General features: G+C 60.2%; 22 protein-coding genes and 1 tRNA gene. 16 read left to right on the forward strand and 7 right to left on the reverse strand.

Features of this window, described 5'->3' with window-relative positions; all coding sequences use genetic code 11:
- Positions 1-216: 216 nt before the first annotated feature.
- Positions 217-2,766, forward strand: coding sequence for a TonB-dependent receptor (locus tag IEX64_RS14735; protein WP_188820665.1), 2,550 nt, complete (start codon positions 217-219; stop codon positions 2,764-2,766).
- Positions 2,767-2,851: 85 nt separating this feature from the next.
- On the opposite strand, the gene IEX64_RS14740 is transcribed toward IEX64_RS14735, so the two are convergent.
- Positions 2,852-3,904, reverse strand: a complete 1,053-nt coding sequence (locus IEX64_RS14740) for a protein kinase family protein (protein WP_188820667.1) — start codon at positions 3,902-3,904, stop codon at positions 2,852-2,854.
- 56 nt (positions 3,905-3,960) lie between these two features.
- On the opposite strand from IEX64_RS14740, the gene IEX64_RS14745 reads away from it, so the two are divergent.
- Positions 3,961-4,746: an enoyl-CoA hydratase/isomerase family protein gene (locus IEX64_RS14745; protein ID WP_188820669.1), complete on the forward strand. Its 786-nt coding sequence runs from the start codon at positions 3,961-3,963 to the stop codon at positions 4,744-4,746.
- A gap of 16 nt (positions 4,747-4,762) precedes the next feature.
- Here the strand turns inward: IEX64_RS14745 and IEX64_RS14750 are convergent, their stop codons facing one another.
- Positions 4,763-5,530 carry an SDR family NAD(P)-dependent oxidoreductase gene (locus IEX64_RS14750; protein ID WP_188820670.1) on the reverse strand — a complete coding sequence of 256 codons (768 nt, stop codon included), beginning with the start codon at positions 5,528-5,530 and terminating at the stop codon, positions 4,763-4,765.
- Positions 5,531-5,684: 154 nt separating this feature from the next.
- On the opposite strand from IEX64_RS14750, the gene IEX64_RS14755 reads away from it, so the two are divergent.
- The 5 genes from IEX64_RS14755 to IEX64_RS14775 all read left to right on the forward strand — a co-directional run bounded on the left by IEX64_RS14755 (position 5,685) and on the right by IEX64_RS14775 (position 10,063).
- Positions 5,685-6,284: a TetR/AcrR family transcriptional regulator gene (locus IEX64_RS14755; protein WP_229710386.1), complete on the forward strand. Its 600-nt coding sequence runs from the start codon at positions 5,685-5,687 to the stop codon at positions 6,282-6,284.
- 225 nt (positions 6,285-6,509) lie between these two features.
- Positions 6,510-6,761, forward strand: coding sequence for a hypothetical protein (locus IEX64_RS14760; protein WP_229710392.1), 252 nt, complete (start codon positions 6,510-6,512; stop codon positions 6,759-6,761).
- Between the two features lie 133 nt (positions 6,762-6,894).
- Positions 6,895-6,970 (forward strand) — tRNA-Val (locus tag IEX64_RS14765).
- A 166-nt stretch (positions 6,971-7,136) separates the two neighbouring features.
- Complete coding sequence (locus IEX64_RS14770) at positions 7,137-8,474, forward strand: tyrosine-type recombinase/integrase (protein WP_188820672.1); 1,338 nt, start codon at positions 7,137-7,139, stop codon at positions 8,472-8,474.
- A gap of 674 nt (positions 8,475-9,148) precedes the next feature.
- Positions 9,149-10,063 carry an MBL fold metallo-hydrolase gene (locus IEX64_RS14775; RefSeq protein WP_188820674.1) on the forward strand — a complete coding sequence of 305 codons (915 nt, stop codon included), beginning with the start codon at positions 9,149-9,151 and terminating at the stop codon, positions 10,061-10,063.
- A 120-nt stretch (positions 10,064-10,183) separates the two neighbouring features.
- On the opposite strand, the gene IEX64_RS14780 is transcribed toward IEX64_RS14775, so the two are convergent.
- Positions 10,184-11,077, reverse strand: a complete 894-nt coding sequence (locus tag IEX64_RS14780) for a LysR family transcriptional regulator (RefSeq protein WP_188820677.1) — start codon at positions 11,075-11,077, stop codon at positions 10,184-10,186.
- A gap of 98 nt (positions 11,078-11,175) precedes the next feature.
- Here IEX64_RS14780 and IEX64_RS14785 point away from each other — a divergent pair, with 98 nt between their 5' ends.
- The 8 genes from IEX64_RS14785 to IEX64_RS14820 all read left to right on the forward strand — a co-directional run bounded on the left by IEX64_RS14785 (position 11,176) and on the right by IEX64_RS14820 (position 19,696).
- Positions 11,176-11,925 (forward strand): SDR family NAD(P)-dependent oxidoreductase, encoded by a 750-nt coding sequence (locus tag IEX64_RS14785; protein WP_188820678.1) that lies wholly within the window; start codon positions 11,176-11,178, stop codon positions 11,923-11,925.
- A gap of 30 nt (positions 11,926-11,955) precedes the next feature.
- Positions 11,956-12,399 (forward strand): hypothetical protein, encoded by a 444-nt coding sequence (locus IEX64_RS14790; RefSeq protein WP_188820680.1) that lies wholly within the window; start codon positions 11,956-11,958, stop codon positions 12,397-12,399.
- 109 nt (positions 12,400-12,508) lie between these two features.
- On the forward strand, positions 12,509-13,048 hold the full coding sequence (locus tag IEX64_RS14795; protein WP_188820682.1) for an RrF2 family transcriptional regulator: 540 nt from the start codon (positions 12,509-12,511) through the stop codon (positions 13,046-13,048).
- Positions 13,045-13,695: a response regulator transcription factor gene (locus IEX64_RS14800; RefSeq protein WP_188820684.1), complete on the forward strand. Its 651-nt coding sequence runs from the start codon at positions 13,045-13,047 to the stop codon at positions 13,693-13,695. Before IEX64_RS14795 ends, IEX64_RS14800 begins: the two co-directional genes overlap by 4 nt.
- A gap of 85 nt (positions 13,696-13,780) precedes the next feature.
- Positions 13,781-14,173, forward strand: coding sequence for a response regulator transcription factor (locus IEX64_RS14805; protein ID WP_229710394.1), 393 nt, complete (start codon positions 13,781-13,783; stop codon positions 14,171-14,173).
- The gene (locus IEX64_RS14810; RefSeq protein WP_188820686.1) at positions 14,170-16,212 is read left to right on the forward strand and encodes an ATP-binding protein; all 2,043 of its coding nucleotides are present in this window, start codon (positions 14,170-14,172) and stop codon (positions 16,210-16,212) included. Before IEX64_RS14805 ends, IEX64_RS14810 begins: the two co-directional genes overlap by 4 nt.
- Positions 16,213-16,449: 237 nt before the next feature.
- Entirely contained in the window at positions 16,450-18,363 is a 1,914-nt protein-coding gene (locus IEX64_RS14815; RefSeq protein ID WP_188820688.1) for a PAS domain-containing sensor histidine kinase, read from the forward strand.
- Between the two features lie 502 nt (positions 18,364-18,865).
- Positions 18,866-19,696 carry an alpha/beta fold hydrolase gene (locus IEX64_RS14820; RefSeq protein ID WP_188820732.1) on the forward strand — a complete coding sequence of 277 codons (831 nt, stop codon included), beginning with the start codon at positions 18,866-18,868 and terminating at the stop codon, positions 19,694-19,696.
- Positions 19,697-19,788: 92 nt separating this feature from the next.
- On the opposite strand, the gene IEX64_RS14825 is transcribed toward IEX64_RS14820, so the two are convergent.
- From IEX64_RS14825 to IEX64_RS14840, 4 genes are all read right to left on the reverse strand, one after another.
- On the reverse strand, positions 19,789-20,397 hold the full coding sequence (locus IEX64_RS14825; protein ID WP_188820690.1) for an LOG family protein: 609 nt from the start codon (positions 20,395-20,397) through the stop codon (positions 19,789-19,791).
- A complete protein-coding gene (locus IEX64_RS14830) occupies positions 20,394-21,380 on the reverse strand; it encodes an SDR family NAD(P)-dependent oxidoreductase (protein WP_188820692.1) in 987 nt (328 codons plus the stop codon). The genes IEX64_RS14825 and IEX64_RS14830 overlap by 4 nt, the downstream gene beginning before the upstream one ends.
- 111 nt (positions 21,381-21,491) lie before the next feature.
- Entirely contained in the window at positions 21,492-22,706 is a 1,215-nt protein-coding gene (locus IEX64_RS14835; RefSeq protein WP_188820695.1) for an NAD(P)/FAD-dependent oxidoreductase, read from the reverse strand.
- 386 nt (positions 22,707-23,092) lie between these two features.
- Positions 23,093-23,239, reverse strand: coding sequence for a hypothetical protein (locus tag IEX64_RS14840; protein ID WP_188820697.1), 147 nt, complete (start codon positions 23,237-23,239; stop codon positions 23,093-23,095).
- A 566-nt stretch (positions 23,240-23,805) separates the two neighbouring features.
- Here IEX64_RS14840 and IEX64_RS14845 point away from each other — a divergent pair.
- The gene (locus IEX64_RS14845) at positions 23,806-24,192 is read left to right on the forward strand and encodes an outer membrane protein (protein WP_188820698.1); all 387 of its coding nucleotides are present in this window, start codon (positions 23,806-23,808) and stop codon (positions 24,190-24,192) included.
- Positions 24,193-24,618: the final 426 nt, after the last annotated feature.

Genomic DNA, 24,618 nt, shown 5'->3' on the forward strand with positions numbered 1-24,618 from the left:
AATTCAATGAAATGCATGAAATTGCATGATAATTTTTGGTAAAGGGGATTTGTCTCACACGGCATTCGGGGTGTTCGCAGAGGGAACAGATCGCGAAGTGGCGGGGCATTCTCTTGCGGCGCAGCACGGCAGAGGCATATCAAGCCGCCGATTGAGAACGACGTTTCCACGCCCCCCTCTAGATGGAAACGCCTTAATGCCAGGGAGAGAGAAATCATGCGTTCCTCACGTTACCGTTTTCTGCTGTGCGCAGCGAGTTCGCTCGTGTTCGCGGCACCCGCCTTTGCGCAGGATGCGCCGCAGGGTGCGGTCGAAGCCGACATCGGCAGCAACGACATCGTCGTGACCGCGCGCCGCAGCGAAGAGCGTCTGCAGGACGTGCCGATTTCGATCACGGTCTACGATCAGGACCAGCTCTCCGACAGGAACGTCGTCAACGCCAGCGACCTGGCGAACTATACGCCGTCGCTCTCCTCGAACACGAACTTCGGTTCGGAAAACACGACCTTCGCTATCCGCGGCTTTGCGCAGGACATCGGCACGCTGCCGTCGGTCGGTACGTACTTCGCCGAAGTCGTGACGCCGCGCGGCGCCTCGAACGGTCTGCCCACCGGTGACGGTGTGCTGCCGGGCAACTTCTTCGATCTGCAGAACGTCCAGATCCTCAAGGGCCCGCAGGGCACGCTGTTTGGCCGCAACACCACTGGCGGCGCGGTGCTGCTCGTCCCGCAGAAGCCAACCGATCTGCTCGAAGGCTATGTCGAAGGCTCCATCGGCAACTACGGCATGCGCCGTGCGCAGGGTGCGATCAACATCCCGCTGGCGGATACCTTCAAGGTGCGCCTTGCCGCCGACCGCATGGTCCGTGACGGCTACCTCCAGAACCAGTCCGGTATCGGCCCCAAGGACTTCAACGACGTAGACTATACCGCGCTCCGCCTGAGCGTGGTTGCGGACCTGACGCCCGATATCGAGAACTACCTGATCGCGTCGTACATCCACTCGGATACCAACGGTCCGTTGACCAAGCTTGTCGCGGTCGATCCGCACGAAGGCCTCGGCGGCATTTTCGCTGGCCAGCTGGCGCAGCAGGGCACCGGCTTCTACAACGTCATCAACCCGCTGGAGAAGTCGTATTCCAAGATCGACCAGTGGCAGGTCATCAACACCACCACCTGGATCGCGTCCGACAATCTGACGGTCAAGAACATCGCCAGCTATGCCGAGTACAAGCAGACGATCCATGCCGGTCAGTTCGGCACCAATGCGACGATCGACTTCAACGTGCTGACCGGCGAGGCACTGCCGATCGGTGCCTACGACGTCAGCTTTACCCAGATCTCGCCTCCGCCGGGTCTCAAGACCGCCGATCAGTATACCTTCACCGAGGAACTGCAGCTCCAGGGCAAGGCCATGGACAACCGCCTCGACTGGCAGGCGGGCGGCTATGTCGAGATCAGCCGTCCGCTTGGCTATGCGGGCAGTCAGTCGCCGTTCCTCGCTTCGTGCACCGATGGCGGGGCCAACTTCCAGTGCAACGACCCGATCGGATTGCTGACCTATCTGGGCGCCGCGCAGCAGGTTGCCGAGGCCGGCGGCGATCCCTCGACGTTGCCGCCGATCCATGTGGGTTCGGTGAACTACACGGTGGGCAAGACCTACTTCCAGGACTTCGGTCTCTACGCGCAGGCAACCTATTCGCTGACCGATCAGCTGAAGGTCACCGGGGGTCTGCGCTACACCTGGGACAAGCAGCGCAACGAAAGCCTGCGCCAAACCTATACGCTGATGTACCCGCCCGAATATGGCCCGTTCCCGAGCCTGCCGGGTGCACCCAATCCGCGTTGTACCGATCCGGCCTCGGTCGCGAACGGCTGCGTCGTGACGCTGCGGCAGAAATCGAACAAGCCGACCTGGCTGATCGACGTCGACTACAATTTCACGCCCGACATGATGGGCTATGCCAAGTATGCGCGCGGCTATCGTGCAGCGACTATCGCCCCCAACGTAGCGGCGCCGCTCAACCTCGTCGGGCCCGAAAAGGTCGACAGTTACGAGATCGGTTTCAAGAGCAGCTTCCATGGCGCCTTGCGCGGCACCTTCAATCTGGCGGCTTTCTACAACGACTTCTCGAATCAGCAGCTCCAGGTCGGCTTCAATGCCGTCGAAGGCAGCGGTCAGGCGTCGACGGCCGCTCCGGTCAATGCCGACAAGTCGGAAATCTACGGCCTCGAAGCCGAAGGTTCGATCACGCCGTTCGCGGGCTTCACGCTCTCGGGCAGCTACACCTACCTGCACACCGAGATTAAGAAGATCCCGGACTTCTCGACCTACAACGACCCCAACTTCACTTTGGCGGCTCCGTTCGAAGTCGGTGATCCGGAAGTGCTTTCGCCCAAGCACAAGTTCACGGTCTCGGCCAACTACCTGCTGCCACTCGACCGCAGCATCGGCGATATCACGCTGGGCGCCAGCTATACGTATCGCTCGAAGATGCTGGTCAACTACATCGATCGCGAGAACCCGAACCCGGCGATTGCCGCGTTCAGCACTCTGCCTTCGCTCGGCCTGCTGAACCTCAACGTCGGGTGGGATTCGATCGGTGGTTCGCCGGTCGACCTGTCGCTGTTCGCCACGAACGTGACCAAGGAAAAGTACTACAGCTATGCCGCCGGCCTGGGTTCGCCCGAAGTCGGTTTCGAAACCGCCTCGGTCGGCGAACCGCGCATGTACGGCATGCGGCTGAAGGTTCACTTCGGCAGCTGATCCGGCGCTGTCCCCCCGCGTAAAACGGGCGGGCGCGGTTCCCGAAAGCCCGGCGGCCTCTCCGGCTCGCCGGGCTTTCTCGTGCCTAGAGACCTGCCAGAACGCCCAGCGTGTCGTTATCGAGCATCGCGCTGGAAAAGCGCGCGGTATAGGCGGTGTTGATCGCCTCCGGTTGAAAGTCGGACGCGTTCACCAGGAAGATCGCATAGCCGAAGGCCAGGAAGGCGGCGTACTGGCGCATCAGGTCTTCGAGCGGCGGCAGCGTGTGCCCCTCGCCCGCCAGGGCGGTGCGATAGTGCGCAACGAGATCGCGTTCATGGGTGCGCCGGTCGGCCATGTCGAGCGCGCCGGTCACGTGATAGGCGACTTCGGCCATGACCGGGCCCAGATGCGGCTGGCTGTCGAAGAAGCCCGGCTCGCCGTCGGTATCGATGTAGAGGTTGCCAAGGTGGGTATCGCCGTGCAGCAGCGCGCGCGGCACCGCCTTGCCGAAGCGCGAGAGCTTGCCGAGCGTATCGAGAAACCAGTCGAGCCCGTGAAAGCGCGTGGAGGCCGCAGCGCCACGCGCGCTGTTCACGAAGCCCTCCCAGACCGGCGGGGTCAGGATCGTTTCACCGTAACGGTAGAAGCCGTCGATCAGGTCTCCCGCCCAGGCGAAGCGGCCGTCCGGCGCCATGTCCTCCGGGCGCCCCAGCGTCATCGCATGGTGCTTTGCCAGCATCTCCAGGCGGCGTGCCACTTCCTCGGGCGGGCGCGGCTGCTGGGGATGCAGGAAGGTGACGCCGCGCGCGACGAGGTCCTCCATGATCACGATGCCCTGCTTCGCGTCCGCATCGAACCCGGCAAACCACGTGCGCGGCTGGCGCAGCGGAGAATGCGGGGCGACATCGGCGTAAGCGTGGACTTCATTGGCGTGCATGTAGTCCATCATCCGGCTGTGCGGTTCGAACCCGCCCTTGAGGATCACGGTCTCCGGGGTATCCGGATCGTCGGTTTCCAGCGCGATGCGGATCTTGGTGCAGGTGCCGTTGTTGACGTCGACGACTTTCGCTGCGGAGACCGGGCTACCCAGCGCCGCTGAAAGCCACGCCGGAGTGATATCGCCGATCTCCACCGGCAGCGGTCGTACATTGGTCATGGCCTGCCTCTTCCCAGCCCGTTAGCGTCCTGCCGCAAAGCATGCGGGAGACGACCATGAGCGAATACGACATCGGAACGCAATCGCTGAAACTGGAACGCGAAGGGCCGGTCCTGTGGTGCCGCATCGATCGCCCGCACGCGCGCAATGCGCTGACCCCGGCGATGTACTTCGGGCTCAAACGCGCGGTGCGGCTGGTCAATTCGTTCGAGGAACCCTGTGCGCTGATCATCACCGGCACGGGAGACAGCTTTTCGGCGGGCGGCGATCTCGGTGGCCGGTACGAGGACGGGGACGAGCGTGTTCCGGAAGGTCTCACATACGACAGCCTGCCGTTCCTCGCCATTCGCGAGTCGATGCAGCCGGTGATCGCGGCGGTAAACGGTATCTGCCAGGGCGGCGGTCTGCTCATCGCGATGATGGCCGATATCGCCGTCGTTTCGCAGCGCGCCACCTTTCGTGTGCCCGAGCTGCTGCGCGGGATCATCGATGCCAGCTATGCCGCGATGCTGCCCGCGCACATCGGCATGGCCCGCGCCCGGGACGTGATCCTCTCCGCGCGCCCGATCGAGGCGGCCGAAGCCCATGATATGGGCCTGTTCTCGCGCCTCGTCGCGCACGAGGAACTGGAAGCGGCGGCTCTGCGCGCTGCCACCGAAATCCTGCGCACCGCGCCCGAAGCCCGCGCCCACACCAAGCGCATGTTGAACCAGCAATACCCGCCGATCGATTACGAGACGATGTTCGCCAATCTCGCCTTCGGCCGCGAACCGCGCGAAGGCATGCGGGCCTTCATGGAAAAGCGCGACCCGGACTGGATCCCGGACGACCTGCCCGCCTGACTGGCAAGGGTCCCGCTCAGAGCATCGTTGCGCCGCCCTCGACGCCAAGCGTCTGCCCGGTGACGAATGCAGATTCGTCGCTGGCGAGGAAGATGGCACTGGGAGCGATGTCCTCCGGCGTGCCGAAGCGTCCCATGGCGACCTTGGAGAGTTCGAGGTCGTAGGTCTGGCTTTCCTCCAGATACCAGATCGCCTTGGGGGAAAGCGCCGATGGCAGGATCGTGTTGACCCGGATGTTCTGCGGTCCCCATTCGCGCGCGGCGGTCTTGGTCAGCGCCCGGATCGCTTCCTTGCTGGCGGCATAGGCGAGGAACCCCGGCTCGCAGCGGACGCCGTAACTGGACCCCATGTTGATGATCGACCCGCCGCCCTGCGCGACCATGTGCGGGTGGCATGCCTGCATGAGCTGCAGCGATCCGTAGAAGGCGGACTGGAAGTCCACCTTGCAGTGCTCCTCCATCTTCGGATCGTCGATCGGCAGATAGTCGGTGAACGTATGCGCGTTGTTCACCAGCACGTCCACGCGCCCCCATTCCGACAGGGCGCGAGCCACCGTTTTCTCGCTGTCGGCCTTGTCCCCTGCGGTCGCCTGCAGGGCGAGAGCCGTACCCCCGGCGGACGCGATCTTCGCTGCCACATCCTCCAGCTTGCCGAGCGTGCGCCCGGTCAGGATGACCTTGGCGCCCTCCTGTGCGTAGCCGGCTGCAATGGCTTCGCCGATGCCCTGACCTGCACCCGTGACGATAGCGACTTTGCCGGCAAGCCGGCCGCTGCATTCCTCCACCCCATCTCTCCCGTCCTATTTGTTCGTCATAGTGTTAGCGCGGTCGGAATGGCTGTCAATCGCGCGCCGAACTGCCGTGAGGCGCCGCGCTTTACGCCGGGGTGCTGCGCCATTAGGCAAGGCGAGCGAGAGGCGGACAGGGACAGTCGGGGACATGGTCAGCAGTACGGGCCGCGAGGAAGCCGGTCGCAGGATGGGGCCGGAAGGGTCGGAAAACTGGCACGCCATGCTGGACGGCGCCGAAGCGATCCTGCGCGAAGAGGGGCACGCGCAGCTCACGTCGCGCAGCATAGCTGACCGCATCGGCGTGAAGCAGCGCCTCGTCTATTACTACTTCCGGACCATGGACGATCTCGTTATCGCCCTGTTTCACCGGATGGCGGAACGCGAAATGGCCAGACTCAAGGCCGCGGCATCCGGCGAGCGTCCCTTGCGCGCGATCTGGGACATCAGCCTGCATTCGACGGACGCGCGGCTGATCTCCGAATTCATGGCGCTGGCCAACCGCATTGAGGGACTCCGGCGCGAGGTGCTTCACTTCATAGAGGAGTCGCGCGCGCTCGAGATCGAGGTGCTCGAAGCCGCCTTGGCGCGAGCCCCGCGCAGCGTCGAAATGGATGCATCCGCCCTGGCGGTCACCATCACCAGTCTCGCGCTGCTGCTGTCGAGGGAACGGCAACTGGGCGTTGCGACCGGTCACGATGCTGTTTCGGCGTCGCTTTCCACTTTGCTGGATGAACTGGAACCGGGCTGATCGGCGGGCCCGCATGGAGGTGAAAGCGCTTCGGTCCATGCGGTGACCATTCGTCTGCTGCCTGCTTCAGCTTGTCGCATCGGGGCTATCAACTGAAACGATACTTTCTTTTGGCACATTTATGGATGTGGATGCGAGGCAATGCTTCGACCGTCTTGCCGCTGTGGCATCGACGGCACTTGGACAGAGCAGAGGACCCGGGAAACCGGGGGATGTGCGGCAATCATGACGACAATAGTTTATGGCGAATGCATCGGTCTGCGCGACTCAACAAGCGTGAGAATTTCGAGTCTGGCCTGTCAGGGCTGCGAACTCGAAACCGATCACGGCGCAGCGCTGAACGAAGGCGAGGTGTCGCTATGGATAGGCGCCATCGGTCCGTTTTCTGCCACCGCGACGTGCAGGGACGCCAACCACCTCTCGCTCCGCTTCCAGGCCCCGCTCGACCCGGCGATCCTGCGCCACTTTCATAGCTGAGAGTCCTTGCCGGCAGGCCCATGCCGGTATGTCACTGTCAACTGCCGGCCTCTTGCCTTGTCTGCAGTTGAGCACGGCCATGATATCTTGACGCGCGCGTGAATTGCCCTAAATGCGCGGGTTCCGGTATGCCGGGCGGTTAGCTCAGTTGGTAGAGCATCTCGTTTACACCGAGAGGGTCGGCGGTTCGAGCCCGTCACCGCCCACCACGGATCATGCCTCATCACATCCCACTGAGCGTTGTAACCCGCAGAAATCTGCGGTATTTTTGGGGTCTTCCTGCTCAGCGCGTCCGACCAGATCTCATGGTTGCCCACCTGTTGGGGGCCTATTTGGGGGCCTCGCCGAGTCCAATTCGGAAAAAGGCCCCCAATCATGTCTCTCACCGACTTCACGATCAAGAATTCAAAGCCGAAAGCCAAGGCATACAAGCTGGGCGACGGAGGCGGGCTTTATCTTCAGGTCAATCCGTCCGGGACCAAGCTGTGGCGCATGAAGTACCGATGGGAAGGGCGCGAAAAGAAGCTCGCCATCGGCCCTTATCCACTTGTCTCACTTGCCGACGCAAGAACCAAGCGCGACCAGGCACGCCTCCAACTTGTCGATGGCAAGGACCCTTCACGCGAAAAGATGCTGGCCAACTATCAGGCCATCGCCAGTGGCGATGATCCTTTCGGGAAGGTCGCGCAGGAATTCATCGACAAGCGGCGTCGCGAAGGCATGTCGGAATCTACCGCCACAAAGAGCGAGTACTACATCACACGGCTTGGCTCTGCGATTTCGCGCCTCCCTATCGGCGCGATCACCACGATCGAAATTCTCGTTGCGCTGCGCAGGATTGAAGCCAAGGGCAACTACGAGACCGCGCGGCGTGTACTGCAGCTGACGGGGAGGGTTTTCCGCTATGGTGTTGCGACCGCCCGGATCGTGTCGGATCCTACGCGCGACCTACGCGGTGCGCTCATCGCGCCCCGGCCAAAGCACTATGGGGCGATTGTCGAAGTGGACCGCGTTGGTCAGTTGCTCCGAGCGATCGACGGTTACGATGGTCAGCAACTGACCAAGCTTGCCATGCAGCTCTTGCCTCACGTTTTCGTTCGCCCCGGCGAATTACGGCACGCCGAATGGCATGAGATCGACTTCGACGTCGCCATCTGGACAATCCCGACCGAGAAGATGAAGATGCGCCGTGCGCACCATGTGCCCTTGTCGCGCCAGTCGATCGAACTCCTGTGCCAAGTGGAGGAGATTTCCGGGCCTTCTGGCTATGTCTTTCCTTCGATCCGCTCGACTAGACGGCCGATGAGTGAGAACACCGTGAATGCTGGCCTGAGGCGTCTTGGCTTCTCCGGCGATGAAATGACCGCCCATGGCTTTCGTGCGATGGCCAGTACTCTGCTCAATGAATCAGGGCAGTGGTCTGCGGATGCCATCGAGCGGGCTCTCGCCCACGGCGATGCGAACAAAGTACGCGCAGCCTATCATCGTGGTACACATTGGAACGAACGGGTCGAGATGGCGCAGTGGTGGTCCGACTTTCTCGATGCATTGCGAAATGGCTCGCAGAAGTTGCCCAGCAATCGGCTCCGTAAAACCTCCAGTCCTGTGCGAGGCAGATCGAGTGAATCGATCCGAAGCGAGGTTCGCCATTCGCGCGATACGAGAACATGTCAGCCAGAACTCTGGCCGCCGGTTGGCCAACGTGAAGCTTAGCGAAGGATCTTCGTCTGGCTTGTCGGCTGGGCTGTAGGCCCAAGCTCACGCCATCAATAACTTTGCATCCGCAATTCGTGGCAGGAAGTACCTGGAAAAGCGGGCCGGTCTTGAAAAAAACCGGCCCGCTCGAGACACCGCCAATTGGCGGGCAGCCCCAGGCGGGGAGAGGGGGCGTTTTCCTGTGGGCTACAACTGCGGAATACCATCAAGACCCGACCCCCGCGATAAGGCCTACGGCCTAGAAGCCTTATCCCGATGTATAGGCGCGATCCTGCTTTTGTCGGCCACACTCGTTTTCTGTTGGAGCTACCTGAAAACGAATTGCCAGCAGTCTGATGTTATTGGGTAACGATTTCCCAATCGCACCCTAAATATTCTAAAGTATCAATGGGTTGTGCGCATTGCAAGCAGCCGGATTTTGAATGTACCGCCAGTGCAATTAATTCAAATGGCGTGTCCGTTTCGCTGCATTTTCAATCGAACAACATGCGGGTGTTGGTCAACTCTTCTGGCATAATCATACGTGAAGCCTAGATCCTATCCGCCCATCGCGTTTGCCGGTCTATACGATCGCATATCCCGAGCGATGCTTCGAACCAGTCGATTGGCCAGATGCTCCCACTTAGCGTGACTATTGCCGTGGCATTGACGGCAATCGAAAGGAACTAAGTATGACGCTCGAAACCATTGCCAGACCGGGCTCCATTGAAGTCGATGATCTCGTCCCCTCGCGATATGCCCTCCGTGTCGGCGATCTCGAAGTGTTGGTCATCAGCGACGGAGTCTTGCCTTTGCCGACCGAAACGATGGCGACCAACGTTGATCCGGCGGTTCGCGCCGCGTGGTTCAAGGACATGTTCGTGGGCCCCGACATGTTTGACTGGGCACTGAATGTCCTTGTCGTGCGCAGCGGTAACCAGACCATCCTTGTCGACGCAGGCCTGGGAGGACAATTTCCAGGCTTCCCAAGGGCCGGACAGTTTCCCAGCCGGCTGGAGGCAGCTGGCATCGATCTTGGGTCAGTCACGGACGTGGTGATTACCCATATGCACATGGACCATGTCGGCGGACTACTGGTCGATGACGTGAAAAGCCGGTTGCGGTCCGACATACGGATCCATGTTTCGGCTACTGAAGTCGCGTTCTGGGATGCGCCGGATTTTTCCTTCACTGCGATGCCAACGCCGGTACCGGATGTGCTTCGGTCCACTGCCGCTGAGTTCATCAAGGAATATCGCGGCAATCTGCTGATGTTCGACGAAGAGTGCGAAGTGGCGCCTGGAGTTGTCGCTCGGCTCACGGGCGGCCACACGCCCGGCCATTGCGTCGTCCACCTCAATTCCGGCGGCGAGCGGCTGACGTTTGCTGGAGACGCGCTGTTTCCGGTCGGCTTCGATCACCCTGACTGGCACAACGGGTTCGAACATGACCCTGAAGAGTCGGTACGCGTTCGGGTCCGGCTGTTGCGGGAGGCGGCGGAGAACGGTGAACTGCTGGTGGCGACGCACTTACCGTTTCCGTCTGTCGGCCATGTTTCTGTAGACGGCGATGCCTTCCGTTGGGTCGCGTCCTTCTGGGATTATTAAAGCCAGGCCAGTAAGGCTCGAAAAGGGGCGCGTACGCGCAATCTTGCACCGGTACGCGCCCTGATCCCTACCACATGGAATTTCGACCTTAGGCGATGGCCGATATGGCACTTTGACCGGTCAGACCGAATGCTGTTTCAGCACTTCGGCAAGAAAGTCTGTGAAAAGGCGCACCCGCAGCGGCGCAAGGCGCCCGAAGGCATGTAGCGCATGGATCGGAACAGTAGTCAGAGAGTCCTGGGGGAGCACTTCGACCAGACGTCCGGCCGCCAGATCATCTGCCACTGCCAGCCTGAGCAATTGCGTTACACCCATCCCCGAAAGGGCGGCGATTCTCATCGCCTGTCCGGAGTCGGTGTCCATCACGCCATCGGTTGCGAGATCAGACCCATCGGCAAAGCGGATTGGATAGGTGTTTGCGCCAAGGCGATATCGAATATGATCAGCCTGCGAAAGTTCACGGCGCGTCTTGGGGGAGCCTCCTCGCTCCAGCCAATCTGGCGAGGCGACCAGTACGAGGGGTAGTGTCGCGATGCGCCTGATCTTCCAGTCAACCGCATCGACCGCGCCCGCGCGTACTGCCGCGTCGAATCCCTCGCGGACGAGATCTACGTGACGATCGGTGACGCTGATATCGAGCCTGATGTCTGGATGGCGTTTGAAGAAGCCGCTCGTCAGGTGCTCGACAAGTGCGGGGCAGAGTACGCCGGGAAGGCTGACGCGTAGCGAGCCGCTGGCTTTTCCGGTGTCGCTGAGAACGTCGCCAGCTTCGTCAAGAGAACGCAAAAGGGGGGCGACGCGCTCGTAGTAGGCGGTTCCGTCGACGGTCATCGTCAGTGATCTTGTCGAGCGTAGGAAGAGCTTCACGCCAAGGCGCATTTCCAGTCGCTCCACACTTTTCGAAACAGCGGAGGGCGTCGTGCCTGCGAGGCGTGCGGCCGCACTGAACGAGCCCGTTTCCGCAGTTCGCACAAAGGCATGAAGTCCGGTGGTCGGTTCGAGTCCTGAAATCATTCGATAGCTTATGGCAAAAATGATGTGCCTGAGGCCAGGCTAATTTTCTTGATAGGAAAAGTTCAATGCATGTCTGACTTCAACTTCAGAGGCAGAACATGACAAATCTCAATGGAAAGGTAGCCGTCATTACGGGTGGCAACAGCGGAATCGGGCTGGCAACCGCAAAAATGTTTGCCCGGCACGGCGCACGAGTAGTGATCACCGGGCGGCGGCAGCAGGCGCTCGAGGAGGCGGTGCAGGCAATTGGCCCGGCCGCCGTTTCTGTCCGCGGTGATGTCGCCGATCCAGCACACCATTGTGAGATCGCAGAATTCGTACGAAAGCACTTCGGTGGCGCCGACATCTATATGGCGAACGCCGGCGTCAACACGATCACACTATCGTCTCAAGTCTCTGAGGCGGAGTACGATGCCCAGTTTGGTATCAACGCACGCGGCACTTTCTTCGGTGTGCAAGCAATGGCGCCCGTGCTGGGTGACGGGAGTTCAATCATACTCCTTGGCTCGCTCGCGAGCGACAAGGTGCTTGACGGCCATGCGGTCTATGCCGGCACGAAGGCAGCGATCGGAGCCTTTGCCCGAAGCTGGGCGCTGGAATTCAAGGAGCGCGGCATTCGCGTAAACGTCCTCAGCCCGGGCCCCACTGAGACCGAGATTCTCGAAAAGCTTGGCGTGCCTTTCGAGGAACGGGGCGCCTTTGCCGACATGATGGCGGATAGGATCCCTCTGGGGAAGCTTGGTCAACCGGAGGAACTCGCACGCGCTGCGCTTTTCCTCGCATCAGATGCCAGCAGCTTCGTCACGGGCATCAATCTGCGTGTCGACGGCGGCATGGCGCTGCTCTGATCCTGTCCACATCTCATGAAGGAACAACCAATGATCCAACCCGAAATCGATCCCGAAATACGAAAGCTGATCCATGATGTCGTGCACGTTGGCAGTGCCTACGACATCGATGGAATGGAGAGGCTCTACACGGCCGACCAGATCTTTCTGGTGCTCGGCAGTGACGGCATTGTCACGCGTGTGCTGCGCGATGAATCAATCGCGGAGTTCCGCGCTCGCCGTGAGGCTGGCGAGCCCCCCCTTTCGACGGAACATCGCGTACTTCATATCGAGCAGCAAGGCGATGATGCGACCGCAATACTCTATCGACGCATGAGCCCCGAGGCGCCGGCCGCAATGTATGAGCTTCGTCTGCGCAGGGAATCCGGCATCTGGATGGTGGCGGGGGAAACGGTGACGCCCTGGCCCGGCGGCGTCGAGGGCAATTTTCTGCCGCCACGGCAGAAAGCGGCCCTCTCCACTGATGAGGCATGATGGTTGGCGCATCTTCGGGCAGGAGGAGCTGAGAAACGTCATAGCAGCACTGGCGATGCAAGGAAGGAATTCCTTGCATCGCTAAACGTGGATAAATATAGTCCGTGTTATGGCGCACCTTACCGCAAGCGTGGAGTATGGGCTGCACTGCCTATTGTCGCTGGTTGATGGCGAGCAGCCGCGCAGCGCGCGCGATCTCGCCCTGTTTCAAGGCATTTCCCCGTCCTTTGTCGCGAAGATTTTCGCGAAGCTGGAAAAGGCCGGCGTCGTCGAGGCGGCAGAGGGCGTGCGCGGTGGCTACCGGCTCGCGCGTGCGCCCGAGAGGATAACCGTGCTCGAGCTTGTCGACGCGATTGAAGGGAGAAAGCCGCTTTTCGATTGCCAGGAAATCCGCAGTCGTTGCGCCTTGTTCGAAGAGGGGGCGCCGACGTGGGCGACACGCGGCGTCTGCTCGATACACGCCGTGATGCTCAAGGCCGAAAAGGCGATGCGAGAGGTGCTAGCAAGCGAGACGCTAGCCGACATAGGTGGACGGCTCGATCGCAAGGCTCCGGCCGAGTTCGGCGAGGACACCAAGGCATGGTTCGACCGCAGGATCGCAGAGCGAGGATCAGTTCGGTTGGCACAGGCAAAGGATTTGATGTCATGATCAGGCCTTCGACAGTTGTGGACGCGCCACTTGTCTTCGTAGTCGACGATGACGAGGAGGTGCGGGAAGCGATCCGTGAACTCTTGCTTTCGGTCGGTATCGAGGCGGCGTGTTGCGCCTCGACGCGCGAACTGACGGATTCACCGTTCCTCGAGAGGCCGGGCTGTATCGTGCTTGACGTGCGTATGCCCGGGGCCAGTGGTCTTGATCTCCAGCAACATCTTGCAGCCGCCGGAATCGTCAAGCCGATCGTGTTCTTGACGGGACACGGGGACATTCCAATGTCGGTCCAGGCGATGAAGGCTGGCGCGATCGACTTCTTGACCAAGCCGGTGCGCGATCAGACCCTGCTCGATGCTGTCACGGCTGGCATTGAGCGCGATGTCGCGGATCGCGCGATCGCGCAAGCGGTCCGGCAACACGTCGAGCACTATCAGACGCTGACCCCGCGCGAATGCGAGGTCATGCGGGAGGTGGCGATGGGTAGGCTTAACAAGCAAATTGCCTTTGACCTTGGGATCACGGAAATCACCGTGAAGCTTCATCGCAGCAATGTGATGCGCAAGATGCAAGCCTCATCGATAGGAGAACTGATCCGCGCCTGGGAGAGGTTGCCGCTCGATATACGCGAGCCCGTCCTGGCCTAGTCTTTGGTATGGTAACAATGCCTTACAACCTGCGCGACATATATGACTTCTGCTCCGATAGGCGCGTGGAAGAGGATGTCGCACCTTGCCTGAATTGCCGACCGTCGCGATCGTGGACGATGACGAGGCTGTGCGTGAGGCTCTTGGAGACCTGCTGATGGTTTCCGGGCTCACCTGTCAGACATTTGAGGGTGCCGCTTCTTTTCTCGACGCTACGACCAAGCGCCATTTCGACTGTCTGATTACCGATATCCGCATGCCTGACATGAGCGGAATCGAGTTGATTGAGCATCTTCAAAAGAGATGTACCGACCTTCCGGTGATCGTGATTTCATCGGTCCTCGATCAACATGTGCGCTCCTCCGCACTTTCGCTTGGGGTCCATGCTTGGTTCACCAAGCCCGTCTCTGACGAACGTTTGTTGGGTGCGATCGCGGCGGCCATTGCGAACGGATCGGGCGCGGACACAGGGCAATGACGGCCGCACTGCTTGATCCATATGAGCACCGCGACTCGGGGATCGCCGCATTCGCTTCCGAAAGTGTGGTCATCGTCGATCGGGATGGTCAGGTGCGATACTGGAATCCGGCCGCCGAACGTCTATTCGGATGGCCCGAACTGGCAGTGCGAGGCTGCAAACTTGCAGCGCTGTCCCCGACACCCGTCGACGAGGAGCGAGCCTGGTCGCAGCTCATGCAGGAAGGCTCGTGGCAAGGGCGGATCGGTCGCTATGCGCGTGATGGAGATATCGTCTATGCCGACGTGCGCCGTCACCTGCGGTATGACGCGGCAGGCGAACATTGCGATACACTTGAATTTGCGTTGCCGGCAAGTGGCCAAGGCGAAGCCGGACTCGTATCCGACCGGATCATGGCTGCGTGCTGGGAGATCGATATCTCGCCTGCGTCGGAGATAGTCAGTCGCATTGTTGCGCGGGCCGGGCTTGCCGCCAAAGGCGAGCTTGAGGACCTCTTCCTGAATCTCGTCGAGGCTGCCCGGATCGTTGAGGTGAACGAGCGCACCGCCCGGCTTGTTGGCGGGAACCGAGGGCGTGCCCTCATGGTCGGCCAATCCGTCGCGGTGTTCTGGCCGTTCGGGAGCCGTCGAATACTTGCAGAGCTTATCCTTGAAGCAATGGGCGACGAGACAGGAAAGACCTTTCACCGCCGGATTCCGACCGATGGCATATTGCGGGACCCGATCGTCAGCCTATGGCGGGCGGATGCGGGACGGCCAGGGCACCTCTTTATCGCCGTGAACGGTGCCGCGGACGATGACCGTTCCTATCTGTACCTGCGCGCAAGCGAGGCGCGCTACCGTAAGCTCATCGACTATATGCCCGTCGCCCTCTGGCAGGTCGATGCCAGCCACATGGGCAAGATATACGCAAAGTTGAGGGCGGAAGGTGTCGTCGACTTTTCGCGATATCTCGAACAGCATCCCCAGTTGGTGGAACATGCGGCCGCATCCGTTCCGGTTACCGACGTCAATCGCAGTGCCATCGAACTTATCGGCGGTGCGGGCCCGCACGACCTGATCCAGCCCGTCGGCTACTTGTTCGTTGAAAGTCCAGCTTCATTGCGACGCGTGATGGTCGGGCGATTTACCGGGAGAAGGAATTACAGTGAATTCATGAAGGTGCGCACGCTCGACGGCCGCGTGCGTGATGTGCGCTTTTCGGTCACATATCCGGAACCGCTTGTTGAACTCGATACTACAATCTTCAGCATGGAGGACGTGACAGAGCGGTTGCAAATGGAGGCTCAGTTGCGCCAGCTCCAGGCAGACTTCAGCCATGCGGCACGGGTATCGACACTCGGCGAACTAGCAACTTCGATCGCACATGAGGTCAATCAGCCACTCGCGGCGATCGTGACGAATGCCGAAACGAGCTTGCGCTGGCTGGCGCGGGATGAACCCGACATCGCCAAGGTTGGACAACTCACTGCGCGGATCGCAGCAAGCGCGCGGCGTGCCGACGGGATCGTGCAGCGCGTGCGCGGCATGGCGGCGAAACAAGCGCCCGATCCCGTGGAACTCAGCTTCAATGACATCGTTCAGGAAAGTCTGCTTTTCATACGCCACGAGCTCGAAACACGATCTGTTCGTGTCTCGACTTCCTTTGCCCGAGGATTGCCATCGGTATTTGGCGACCGTATTCAGCTCCAGCAGGTGATCGTGAACATGCTCATCAATGCGGCGCAGGCGGTCGAGCGCTGCGACCATGCCGCCCGTGAAATCACCATTGCGACTGCAAGCGAGAAATCAGGCAACCTGTTGTTCACTCTGCGCGATCGCGGGCCCGGTATCGCGCCCGAGCATCTGGCGCGCATATTCGACGGATTCTTCACGACGAAGGATCAGGGCATGGGGATCGGGCTCGCAATATGTCATTCGATTGTCGTTGCTCACGGCGGCCAAATATCGGCCTTCAATCGCCCCGGCGGTGGCGCCGAGTTCCGTGTCGTACTGCCCCGCACCAGAGGCCTTGCGGCGGCCGGACCGGTTTATGCGTAGCAGGCGGGAACACGGTAAATCCCGATCTATCGCGACCGTTGGCGTTTGTTCAATGCGGCCAGACTTGGCGGCATTGATTGCCGGGTCGCCAGCGTGTCCGGATCCGCAAGCTGGCGGGCGAGCGGCAGGTGCAGAGCGTTTCGGCTCGGTACCGACACCTTGGCGCTATACCCTGGCATAGGTGCGATCCTGATATCATCGTCTTATTCTCGGCGGCGTGATGCAGCCCGTCCAACGATGATATTTCCTTCGCGCGTCTGGCTGGCCGCAGCGATCGTGGCCGCAGTTGTCTGCGCAATTGCAGCATGGCCCGGTCAGCCTGCTGTGCTGTTCGTCGCCGGTATGGGTGTTGGCCTTTTCGCCGGAATCAGCTTGTCGGGGCGTATCAAAGGCGGCGAACAAGTTCATCCTGACGATCGCGATGCCATTGCGCAGGCGAAGGCCCGTGCCTTTCTGAGCGGCGTTTCGCAGATAATCGGCATTCGGCGACGCGAACGCGACGGTTCCTGGCGTTGGCATCAATATCAGGCTGACCCGTCCTATCCCGTGAGCGTAGATGTCGCTCCGATCGTGCACGGACCTGGCGACGCCTGGACCATTGCCTCGTCGCTGGGCGAAACTGCTAGCGCCGTGAACGCGGCAAAGGTGATCGAAAATCTCTGCGGCGCCGCCTTTGCCTTCGATACAGATGGCGAGTTTACCTACGCGACTCCTATGGCACAGACGTCGATAGCGATGACGCTGGACGACCTAAATGCGCCACTTGGCGGGGGCCGCTTCATCGAAGGTGGGGACCTCGGCTGGAAAACCGGAGTGCATCCCGACGACTATGAAGGAGCCGCGACCGAGCTGCGCCGATGTATGCGTGCAGGCGAACCTTTCAACTATGAATACCGCGTACTGAGGGCTGGCGGTAACTATGTCGGGCACCGGTTTGCAATCCGCCCCGCGCGTGATGTCAATGGGCAGGTCACGGGCTGGTACGGAATTGGCTTTGACATCGACGTATTTCGCAAGACAGATGATGCGCTGCGCGAAAGTGAGCGATCGCTTCGCGAGCTGATAGAGACAGCACCGGCCCTTATCTGGTGCATGGCGCCTGACGGCGAACCAGTATATTTCAGCCGCCGGCTGCGGGACTTCTTTGGATTTGACGTCGCTGCGAAAGATCTGCCCGGCATTGCGCGCCTGGAGTGCATCCTTCAATCGGTGATCCACCCCGATGATCTTGCCAAGGTGCGGGATCGCTTCGCCAACTCGCTGCGGACCGGTAAATCCTATGCGCTCACACATCGCCAGCGGCGGTTTGATGGGGTGTATCGCTGGGTGGAAACACGCATAGCCGCGATGCGCGGCGAGGATGGCGCCATAGCCCAGTGGAATGGCGTTTGTCTCGACATAGACGATCAGGTTCGTGCTCAGGAGGAGCTCAGGCTGACCCAGGAGAACCTTGCGCGTGCGCGTGAAGCAGCAAGTCTCGCTGAACTCTCTGCATCGGTGGCGCACGAGGTAAACCAACCGCTTGCAGCGATCATGGCCAATGCCCAAGCCTGCCGCCGATGGCTCGCCGCCGAGCCTCCCAATGTCGAAAGGGCGCAATCGATCGTTGAACGGATTGCGGGTAGCGCGCAGTCTGCAGCAGATATCGTCAGCCACATACGTGCGCTTTTCAGCCGGAACACCGGTCCCAGGTTGCCCTCGGCGCTTGGCGAGCTGATCGGCGAAGTACGGGACCTTCTTGCAGATGAACTTGCACGATGCGGTGTCGCACTCGAGATCGAGATGGTGAGAGGAATCCCGCACGTGGAGATTGACCGAGTCCAGATTCAACAGGTCTTGGTCAATATCCTTCGCAATGCGATGCAGGCCATGCTGACCGTCGATGTCGATCGGCGCGAGCTGCGTGTAGAGCTTACGACAGTACCGGGTGGTGTGCAGATCGAGGTTGCCGATACCGGACCCGGTCTTTCTTCGTCCGAAAACGCCTTTGAACCCTTCTTTACGACCAAGGCTGAGGGGATGGGCATGGGGCTTGCGATCAGTAGATCGATCGTCGAAGCGCACGGCGGAAGGCTCTGGGTCGAAAAAAACATTCCTGTCGGGGCGCGCTTCGTCTTTACGCTACCTGCCAGTCCGGGCCTGCGAGAATAGCTTGCAGGTCCCTGCTGCAGAAAGGCGATGTGCGTGGGCGGGGGACGACTGCCGAAGGTTGCGCCAAGTGGGCGAACGACCGGCTTTGCGCTCGACTTACTCGACAGTCAGCACCTGCATCGTTTGTCCCGGCAAAACCGCGGGCCGAGATATTCGGCCGAGCGCCCGACCAATAGTGGATGCTCCGCAAGGCCTTCCAGAACGTTCTGATAGCCGCAATGCCGGGACACACTCAACTTTCGCATAGCATGTCCGAACCTCCCGTATGGTCGAGAAGTCGCTGAGATTCCTTATCCCGGAGCAGGCCACTCCGTTCGGTCTGGAACCGAGCTGGAGCTGGCGCAGTGCAGAGGACCACAGCATGCCACTACTCAAGAATTTCGTGATTGATCGCCGCTCGCTCGTAGCCTTCAGCGGAGCTGCGGCGGTCGTTGGCGGGATCGGCTGGCCAGCCATGAGCCTCGGCGCAGTTCCATTCACCTCAAACCTGGGAGCTCATCAGATGAACTTCATTACCGCAAATGACGGGACGCAAATCTTCTACAAGGACTGGGGCCCGCGCGACGCGCAGCCGATCGTATTCCATCACGGCTGGCCGCTTACTGCCGATGAATGGGACAACCAGCTGCTCTACTTTTTGTCGCAGGGATACCGGGTCATAGCTCATGATCGTCGCGGACACGGCAGGTCGGCCCAGACCGACACCGGCAACGAAATGGATACCTACGCCGCCGACGTAACGACGCTGGTCTCGACTCTTGGACTGAGGAATGCAGTGCATGTAGGTCACTCGACCGGCGGTGGCGAAGCGGCACATTACGCAGCGCGGGCGAAATCCGGCGCTCTTGCGAAGCTGGTCCTTGTCGGAGCGGTCCCCCCGGTCATGATCAGGAAGGCTAGTAATCCGGGCGGCCTGCCGATCGAAGTCTTCGATGGATTTCGCAAGGCATTGGCCGAGGACCGTTCGCAATTTTATCTCGATATCGCTTCGGGGCCATTTTACGGATTCAACCGCGACGGGGCGAAAGTCAGTCAGGGGCTGATTCAGAACTGGTGGCGACAGGGCATGGTGGGCAGTGCCAAGGCGCACTACGATTGCATCAAGGCCTTTTCGGAAACGGACTTCACGGACGATTTGAAGGCTATCCAGGCGCCCACGTTGGTGATGCATGGAACGGATGACCAGGTCGTTCCTTTCGCCGACTCCGCGCCGTTGTCGGCAAATCTGCTGAAGAACGGCACGTTGAAGGCGTATGAGGGTTATCCGCACGGAATGGCGGCGACGCATGCTGACGTGATCAACAACGACATCCTGGCCTTTATTCGGAGCTGATATGAAGTTGCCGGGACGAACACAATTGTTCGTCCCGGCAAACCAAGAGGTGAACGCAAGCCCTCAATCGGGCCGGGATCATGACAGGCGGATCATCTCGCAGCACTTTTGATCCATTTGGTGTCCGCTGGAGCCCTGTATCGGACCATCGCGCGGATCAGGTGCTCCGGCTCATCTTCCACGAGCAACATGTCACGGTGCACCGTCTTGAGAAAACCTTGGTGAGCTACATGATCCAGAAAATCCAGGAGCCGGTCATAGAACCCGAGGATATTCAGCAGACCGCAGGGCTTGGAATGATTGCCGAGCTGGGCCCAGGTCCAGACTTCGAACAGTTCCTCGAATGTGCCGATGCCTCCAGGAAGCGCGACAAAGCCGTCGGAAAGGTCGGCCATGAGTGCCTTGCGTTCGTGCATCGAGGTAACAACGTGCAGTTCGGTCAAGCCGCGGTGAGCGATCTCCTTCTCCACCAATGCCTGAGGGATGACGCCCGTGACATGGCCGCCCTCTGCCAGCACGGCATCGGCTAGGGCTCCCATCAAGCCAACCGCGGCGCCGCCGTAAACAAGATCGGTTCCACTGTGCGCCAGCTGCTTTCCCAGCGCGCGGGCGGCATGCCGATATGCTTCGGAAACGCCGGAGCTTGATCCGGAAAAGACGCAAATTCGTTGACGCCGGGTAGGCGATGTCTCGGGCGTCATGAGCAGTATCCAGGCTGGTGAATATCGAGCAACCGTGCACTTGCCAGCCACAGGTCCTCCGCTACCCCTGGGTCTACAGCAAATGGACGAACGCCTGGTCCGCCAAGTTGCCCGTCAGCCACGATCGCTGCGATGTCACAATCCTCGCAGTACACGCCTCCGATGCCGAGCAGGTCTGGTGACGTGGCGCACCATATCGAGGTCGCAGCACCTTGATGCGGGCTTTTGAAGTCGCGGCTGGGATCCACAACGGCCGAACCATCTGTGTTCACGGCGCCAAATTGCCTGATTTCCTCGTCGCTAAGGTGACGGGCCAGTGGACCCAAGATTGAGCCGGGATGGACGCAATAGGCTCGGATGCCGTGCTCGGCACCACGGGAATCGAGAGCGACGGCAAACAGGGCATTGGCAGTTTTCGCCTGACCATAGGCCAGCCATTTATCATAGGTTCGGCGTCTGAAGTCGAGGTCAGACAGGTCAAGTCCTCCAAGTTGATGGGCGCGCGAGGAAAGCGCGATCACGCGTGTACCGCCCGTTGTGTCGCGAAGCCGTGGCCAAAGCGCGGCAGTCAGAAGAAAATGCCCAAGATGGTTGGTGGCAAATTGGCCTTCGTTACCGTTCCTATCGCGGAAAAGCGGCGTTGCCATTACCCCCGCGTTCAGGATCAGAAGGTCGAGCGATCGTCCGTTTGCAATAAAGTCGCTTGTGAAGCGTTTGATCGATGACGGATCGAGCAAGTCCATTTTGACCGCCCTGACATTTGGGAGGTGTGAAAGTGACTGGCTCGCTGCGTCAGTATCGCGGACAGGGACGATCACAGTTGCGCCCTTCGAGGCCAGAACCTTGACAGTCTCAAGTCCCAGATTTGATGCCCCGCCCGTCACGATTGCCGTTTTTCCCGACAAGTCCGCATCGACTGCAACATCTTGGGCAGTGGTAAATGCACCAAAAGCCGTACCAAGCGGTTTTTGGAAAATGGTCATTTCAGTTTCCAGTTCAATTCAAAGCGGCGGGCCGCAGTCCAGCCCGCCGCAAGTATCTGTTGATGGCTGTCGGGCCCGCAGCATCGCAAGCCTGGGCAACCGAAGCGCCGGTCAGAAATCGACCGTGCGTGCCTCGAAAGCATTCCGGAATGCGGCCTCCCGCTCGGCTGCGGGCGGATAGATCCACACCGCGTTGATATCCATCTTCACCTTTTTCGCTTCGGCGCCCGTGATTTCGACCGTCCGGGGGCTCCAGCCTCGGGTAAAAATGGCATCATCCGCGCCGAGATCCAGGCAGACCACGTAAGACGGCTGGTCATAGGCAAGCGTCGGCTCGCCGAGCAGGTCAGCCGCAGCATTATGGCCAGCGAATGCGCCCAGCCGGCGGGCATGTTGGCAGGACATCAGCGAGAAGTTGCCGTCGTTGTCCGTTGCCGCCTTGGCAGTATCCCCTGTTGCAAAAATGCGCGGGGAACCCGGTACACGCAGGTCCGGTGCCACCAGTATGCGCCCGAGATTATCGCGTTCGGCGGGCAATTGTGCGGTTAGCGGCGATGCGCGCATTCCCGCAGACCAGACTACCGTTTCCGTTTCGATTTGTTCTCCGTTCTCGAGCGTCACGCCGCTTCCGTCGAGCCGGACGATGCCCGAGCCCAGCACCGTTTGAACATCCAGTTCCCTTAGCCGTGCTTCAATGTAGGGGCGAGGTTCGTTGCCCATGTCCGGAGCGATAACCGGTCCACGCTCGACCATGATCACCCGTATGGGGGTATCTTGCCCCAGAATTTCACGAAGACGTTGCGGCATCTCGGTCGCGACTTCGATTCCGGTGAAGCCGCCGCCACCAACGACCACTGTATTTCGGGCGACCGATGAGGGCCTTTCGGCGAGGGCATGCAGATGCCTGTCAAGTGCAACAGCACCCTCGAAATCCGTCACGTTGTGACCAAAATCGGAAAGGCCTGGAATTGGCGGTTGAAAGCCGTGACTGCCCGTAGCGACGACCAGGCGGTCATAGCGGAGACTGCTGACTTGGCCTTCCGATCCGCCAATGCCAATTGTACCGTTCTCGCTGTCGATCGTATCGACATGGCCAGCGTGAAAGTCGATGTCCGTGGCCGCGAACAACTCGTCCAGTCGTGCAACCATGGATGCGGGATTGCGCTCATAGAGGCGCGGACGGACAACTAGCGCTGGCTCGGGTGCGACGACCGTAATTTTCAGATCCTTGGGGGACACACCCTTTTCGTCACGCAGTCGCGCAGCCGAAAGCGCGGCCATGAGGCCGGCAAATCCGGCGCCAATAATAACAATGTGCTGTGTCATGCGATTATCTCCTCGGTAGCACCGTTGGTGAGTGCTGTGCCTCCGCGTGACCGAACATTCAGGACGTGGACGACGGGCTTGAGGATCGCGAACGATGTGAGGGACCGATATCGTGCAGGATAGCTAGCTTGCGCACACCTATGGCTATGCGACTCTATCCTTTAGGACAGATGCCGGGGCTTCTTCCCAACGCGAAGGCAATTTGGCCATGACACTTTCTGCCCGGCGCAGCCTTCGAGGTCGAGTTGGTGCGGCGCGGGTCGTCGGAATCGGGTCGCTACTGTTCGTGTTATAGGGCAGGCAGCAGAACAGCCTCTGATGGAGGGCGACGATTGGGGGCTCTTTGCGACAGTGGCGGGCACCGTCACCTTGCCGAAGCCTGCGGATCAATCGCCGGATGTATTGCGGGGCCAGATTTTCTGGTGAAGCGCGATCAGGCTCGCAGCGAGCAAATCGCGCTCAAGCGGTGAGAGGCGCATGGCGATCGTGGCAATCACGATTGCGCTATCGAATGCCAGGCGCCGCGCGTTCACTTGCTCCGCCGCCTTCGCGCAAGGTTCCGGTCACTCATGGATGCCAGCATTGGCGTGATTGTGACGAAGGCCACGCAGCCGAGCACCACAGACAGCGGCAAGTCGGCTAGTGCAGCAAACGTGTACCACACGACGATTGCCGCGACGATGGCTGGGGGCACGAGGACGGATAGCTGAGAGGAGGCTGCTCCGAGCCAGTGCATTTTTGCGGGCTTCGAGGCGCGGCGGGTGAAGATGCTGTGTCGGGGTTTCATAAGAACAGCCTTGCAATCTGATGGCAAGCTGCGCGCGCGGGTGGCTCCAAGCTATTCTGCGATGGTTTTGTCTGGCTTGTACGAATGTATGTGGCGGCCAAGATCAGAATAGGGGGTGGTATCGCCTGAAAAAGTGTCGCGTCGCCATCTATCTCCATAGGGACCAGGGAGGCTGCGCAGAAGTCTACGCCGGGCCTGCGAGCTGATCAGGCTGGTCACGCCTATCGAACTATCCTGAATGGATTTCCAATGCCCGACAATCTCTCTGGCACGAGCAGCAGTTGCCGTGACTTTTCGTATTAGGAGATTGCGATGAAGGCCGGACTTTTTTTAGCTACTGTCCTCATTGGATGGTCGGTTCAGGCGTCCGCGCAGGATTTCACCGGACCATCGGTTGGCGTTCAGGCGGGTTGGAACAACACAGATGTGCGTCTGCCTGAAGGCAGCAATGGGAGTCTGAACGTGGATCAGTCGACCGACGCCTTCGTAGCCGGCGCTTTCCTGGCATACGACTACCAGGTTGCTCCGCGCATTGTTGTCGGTGCGCAGGCCGAGTTCAATGTGGCAGCCTCTGACGCGTTCCGGGTTGACGGCCCTGAGTCCGCAATGACGGTTGATCCCAGGTATACCATCGATCTGACGGCCCGGGCCGGCTACCTCGTGTCTCCCGAGACGCTCCTCTATGTGCGTGGCGGCTAGCTGCCGCGAGATACTACGATTTTCGAAGGCAGTTAATACTGAGAGAACATGCGGCTGAGAATGCCGGCCACGTCGGAATCTTGATAGCTCAGCTCGGGTGAGTTGACACATGCATTCGATGCCAAACTATCGGTCCTTCTGGTGCGCGTTCAACAGGTCTTGCCTTATCGCCAGAGCTGAACGCCCAAACTCCTATCTCCGCACGATCTTGGAAAACTATGGTGCTCATAGTCAGCCAAGCGAACAATTTTGGGCCAAAAGGTACAGATATCAACCTGAAGCGATCACCCACGGCGTTCAACAACGCCTCAAATCTTCCCCGGGTAATGGTTGGTTGATCAAGGTCATATGATGAGATTGATACCAAAACCTGTGGAATCTGACTCACTGAGGGTATCGGGTTTGGGGCTGACGTGATTCACCATC

Source organism: Novosphingobium indicum, assembly GCF_014645195.1.
GTDB lineage: Bacteria > Pseudomonadota > Alphaproteobacteria > Sphingomonadales > Sphingomonadaceae > Novosphingobium > Novosphingobium indicum.

Excerpts from the sequence above, each read along its gene's own strand:
- IEX64_RS14735 (WP_188820665.1), top strand. The coding sequence starts at position 217 with ATGCGTTCCTCACGTTACCGTTTTCTGCTGTGCGCAGCGAGTTCGCTC.
- IEX64_RS14740 (WP_188820667.1), bottom strand. The coding sequence starts at position 3,904 with ATGACCAATGTACGACCGCTGCCGGTGGAGATCGGCGATATCACTCCG.
- IEX64_RS14745 (WP_188820669.1), top strand. The coding sequence starts at position 3,961 with ATGAGCGAATACGACATCGGAACGCAATCGCTGAAACTGGAACGCGAA.
- IEX64_RS14755 (WP_229710386.1), top strand. The coding sequence starts at position 5,685 with ATGGTCAGCAGTACGGGCCGCGAGGAAGCCGGTCGCAGGATGGGGCCG.
- IEX64_RS14760 (WP_229710392.1), top strand. The coding sequence starts at position 6,510 with ATGACGACAATAGTTTATGGCGAATGCATCGGTCTGCGCGACTCAACA.
- IEX64_RS14770 (WP_188820672.1), top strand. The coding sequence starts at position 7,137 with ATGTCTCTCACCGACTTCACGATCAAGAATTCAAAGCCGAAAGCCAAG.
- IEX64_RS14775 (WP_188820674.1), top strand. The coding sequence starts at position 9,149 with ATGACGCTCGAAACCATTGCCAGACCGGGCTCCATTGAAGTCGATGAT.
- IEX64_RS14780 (WP_188820677.1), bottom strand. The coding sequence starts at position 11,077 with ATGATTTCAGGACTCGAACCGACCACCGGACTTCATGCCTTTGTGCGA.
- IEX64_RS14785 (WP_188820678.1), top strand. The coding sequence starts at position 11,176 with ATGACAAATCTCAATGGAAAGGTAGCCGTCATTACGGGTGGCAACAGC.
- IEX64_RS14790 (WP_188820680.1), top strand. The coding sequence starts at position 11,956 with ATGATCCAACCCGAAATCGATCCCGAAATACGAAAGCTGATCCATGAT.
- IEX64_RS14795 (WP_188820682.1), top strand. The coding sequence starts at position 12,509 with ATGGCGCACCTTACCGCAAGCGTGGAGTATGGGCTGCACTGCCTATTG.
- IEX64_RS14800 (WP_188820684.1), top strand. The coding sequence starts at position 13,045 with ATGATCAGGCCTTCGACAGTTGTGGACGCGCCACTTGTCTTCGTAGTC.
- IEX64_RS14810 (WP_188820686.1), top strand. The coding sequence starts at position 14,170 with ATGACGGCCGCACTGCTTGATCCATATGAGCACCGCGACTCGGGGATC.
- IEX64_RS14815 (WP_188820688.1), top strand. The coding sequence starts at position 16,450 with ATGATATTTCCTTCGCGCGTCTGGCTGGCCGCAGCGATCGTGGCCGCA.
- IEX64_RS14820 (WP_188820732.1), top strand. The coding sequence starts at position 18,866 with ATGAACTTCATTACCGCAAATGACGGGACGCAAATCTTCTACAAGGAC.
- IEX64_RS14825 (WP_188820690.1), bottom strand. The coding sequence starts at position 20,397 with ATGACGCCCGAGACATCGCCTACCCGGCGTCAACGAATTTGCGTCTTT.
- IEX64_RS14830 (WP_188820692.1), bottom strand. The coding sequence starts at position 21,380 with ATGACCATTTTCCAAAAACCGCTTGGTACGGCTTTTGGTGCATTTACC.
- IEX64_RS14835 (WP_188820695.1), bottom strand. The coding sequence starts at position 22,706 with ATGACACAGCACATTGTTATTATTGGCGCCGGATTTGCCGGCCTCATG.
- IEX64_RS14845 (WP_188820698.1), top strand. The coding sequence starts at position 23,806 with ATGAAGGCCGGACTTTTTTTAGCTACTGTCCTCATTGGATGGTCGGTT.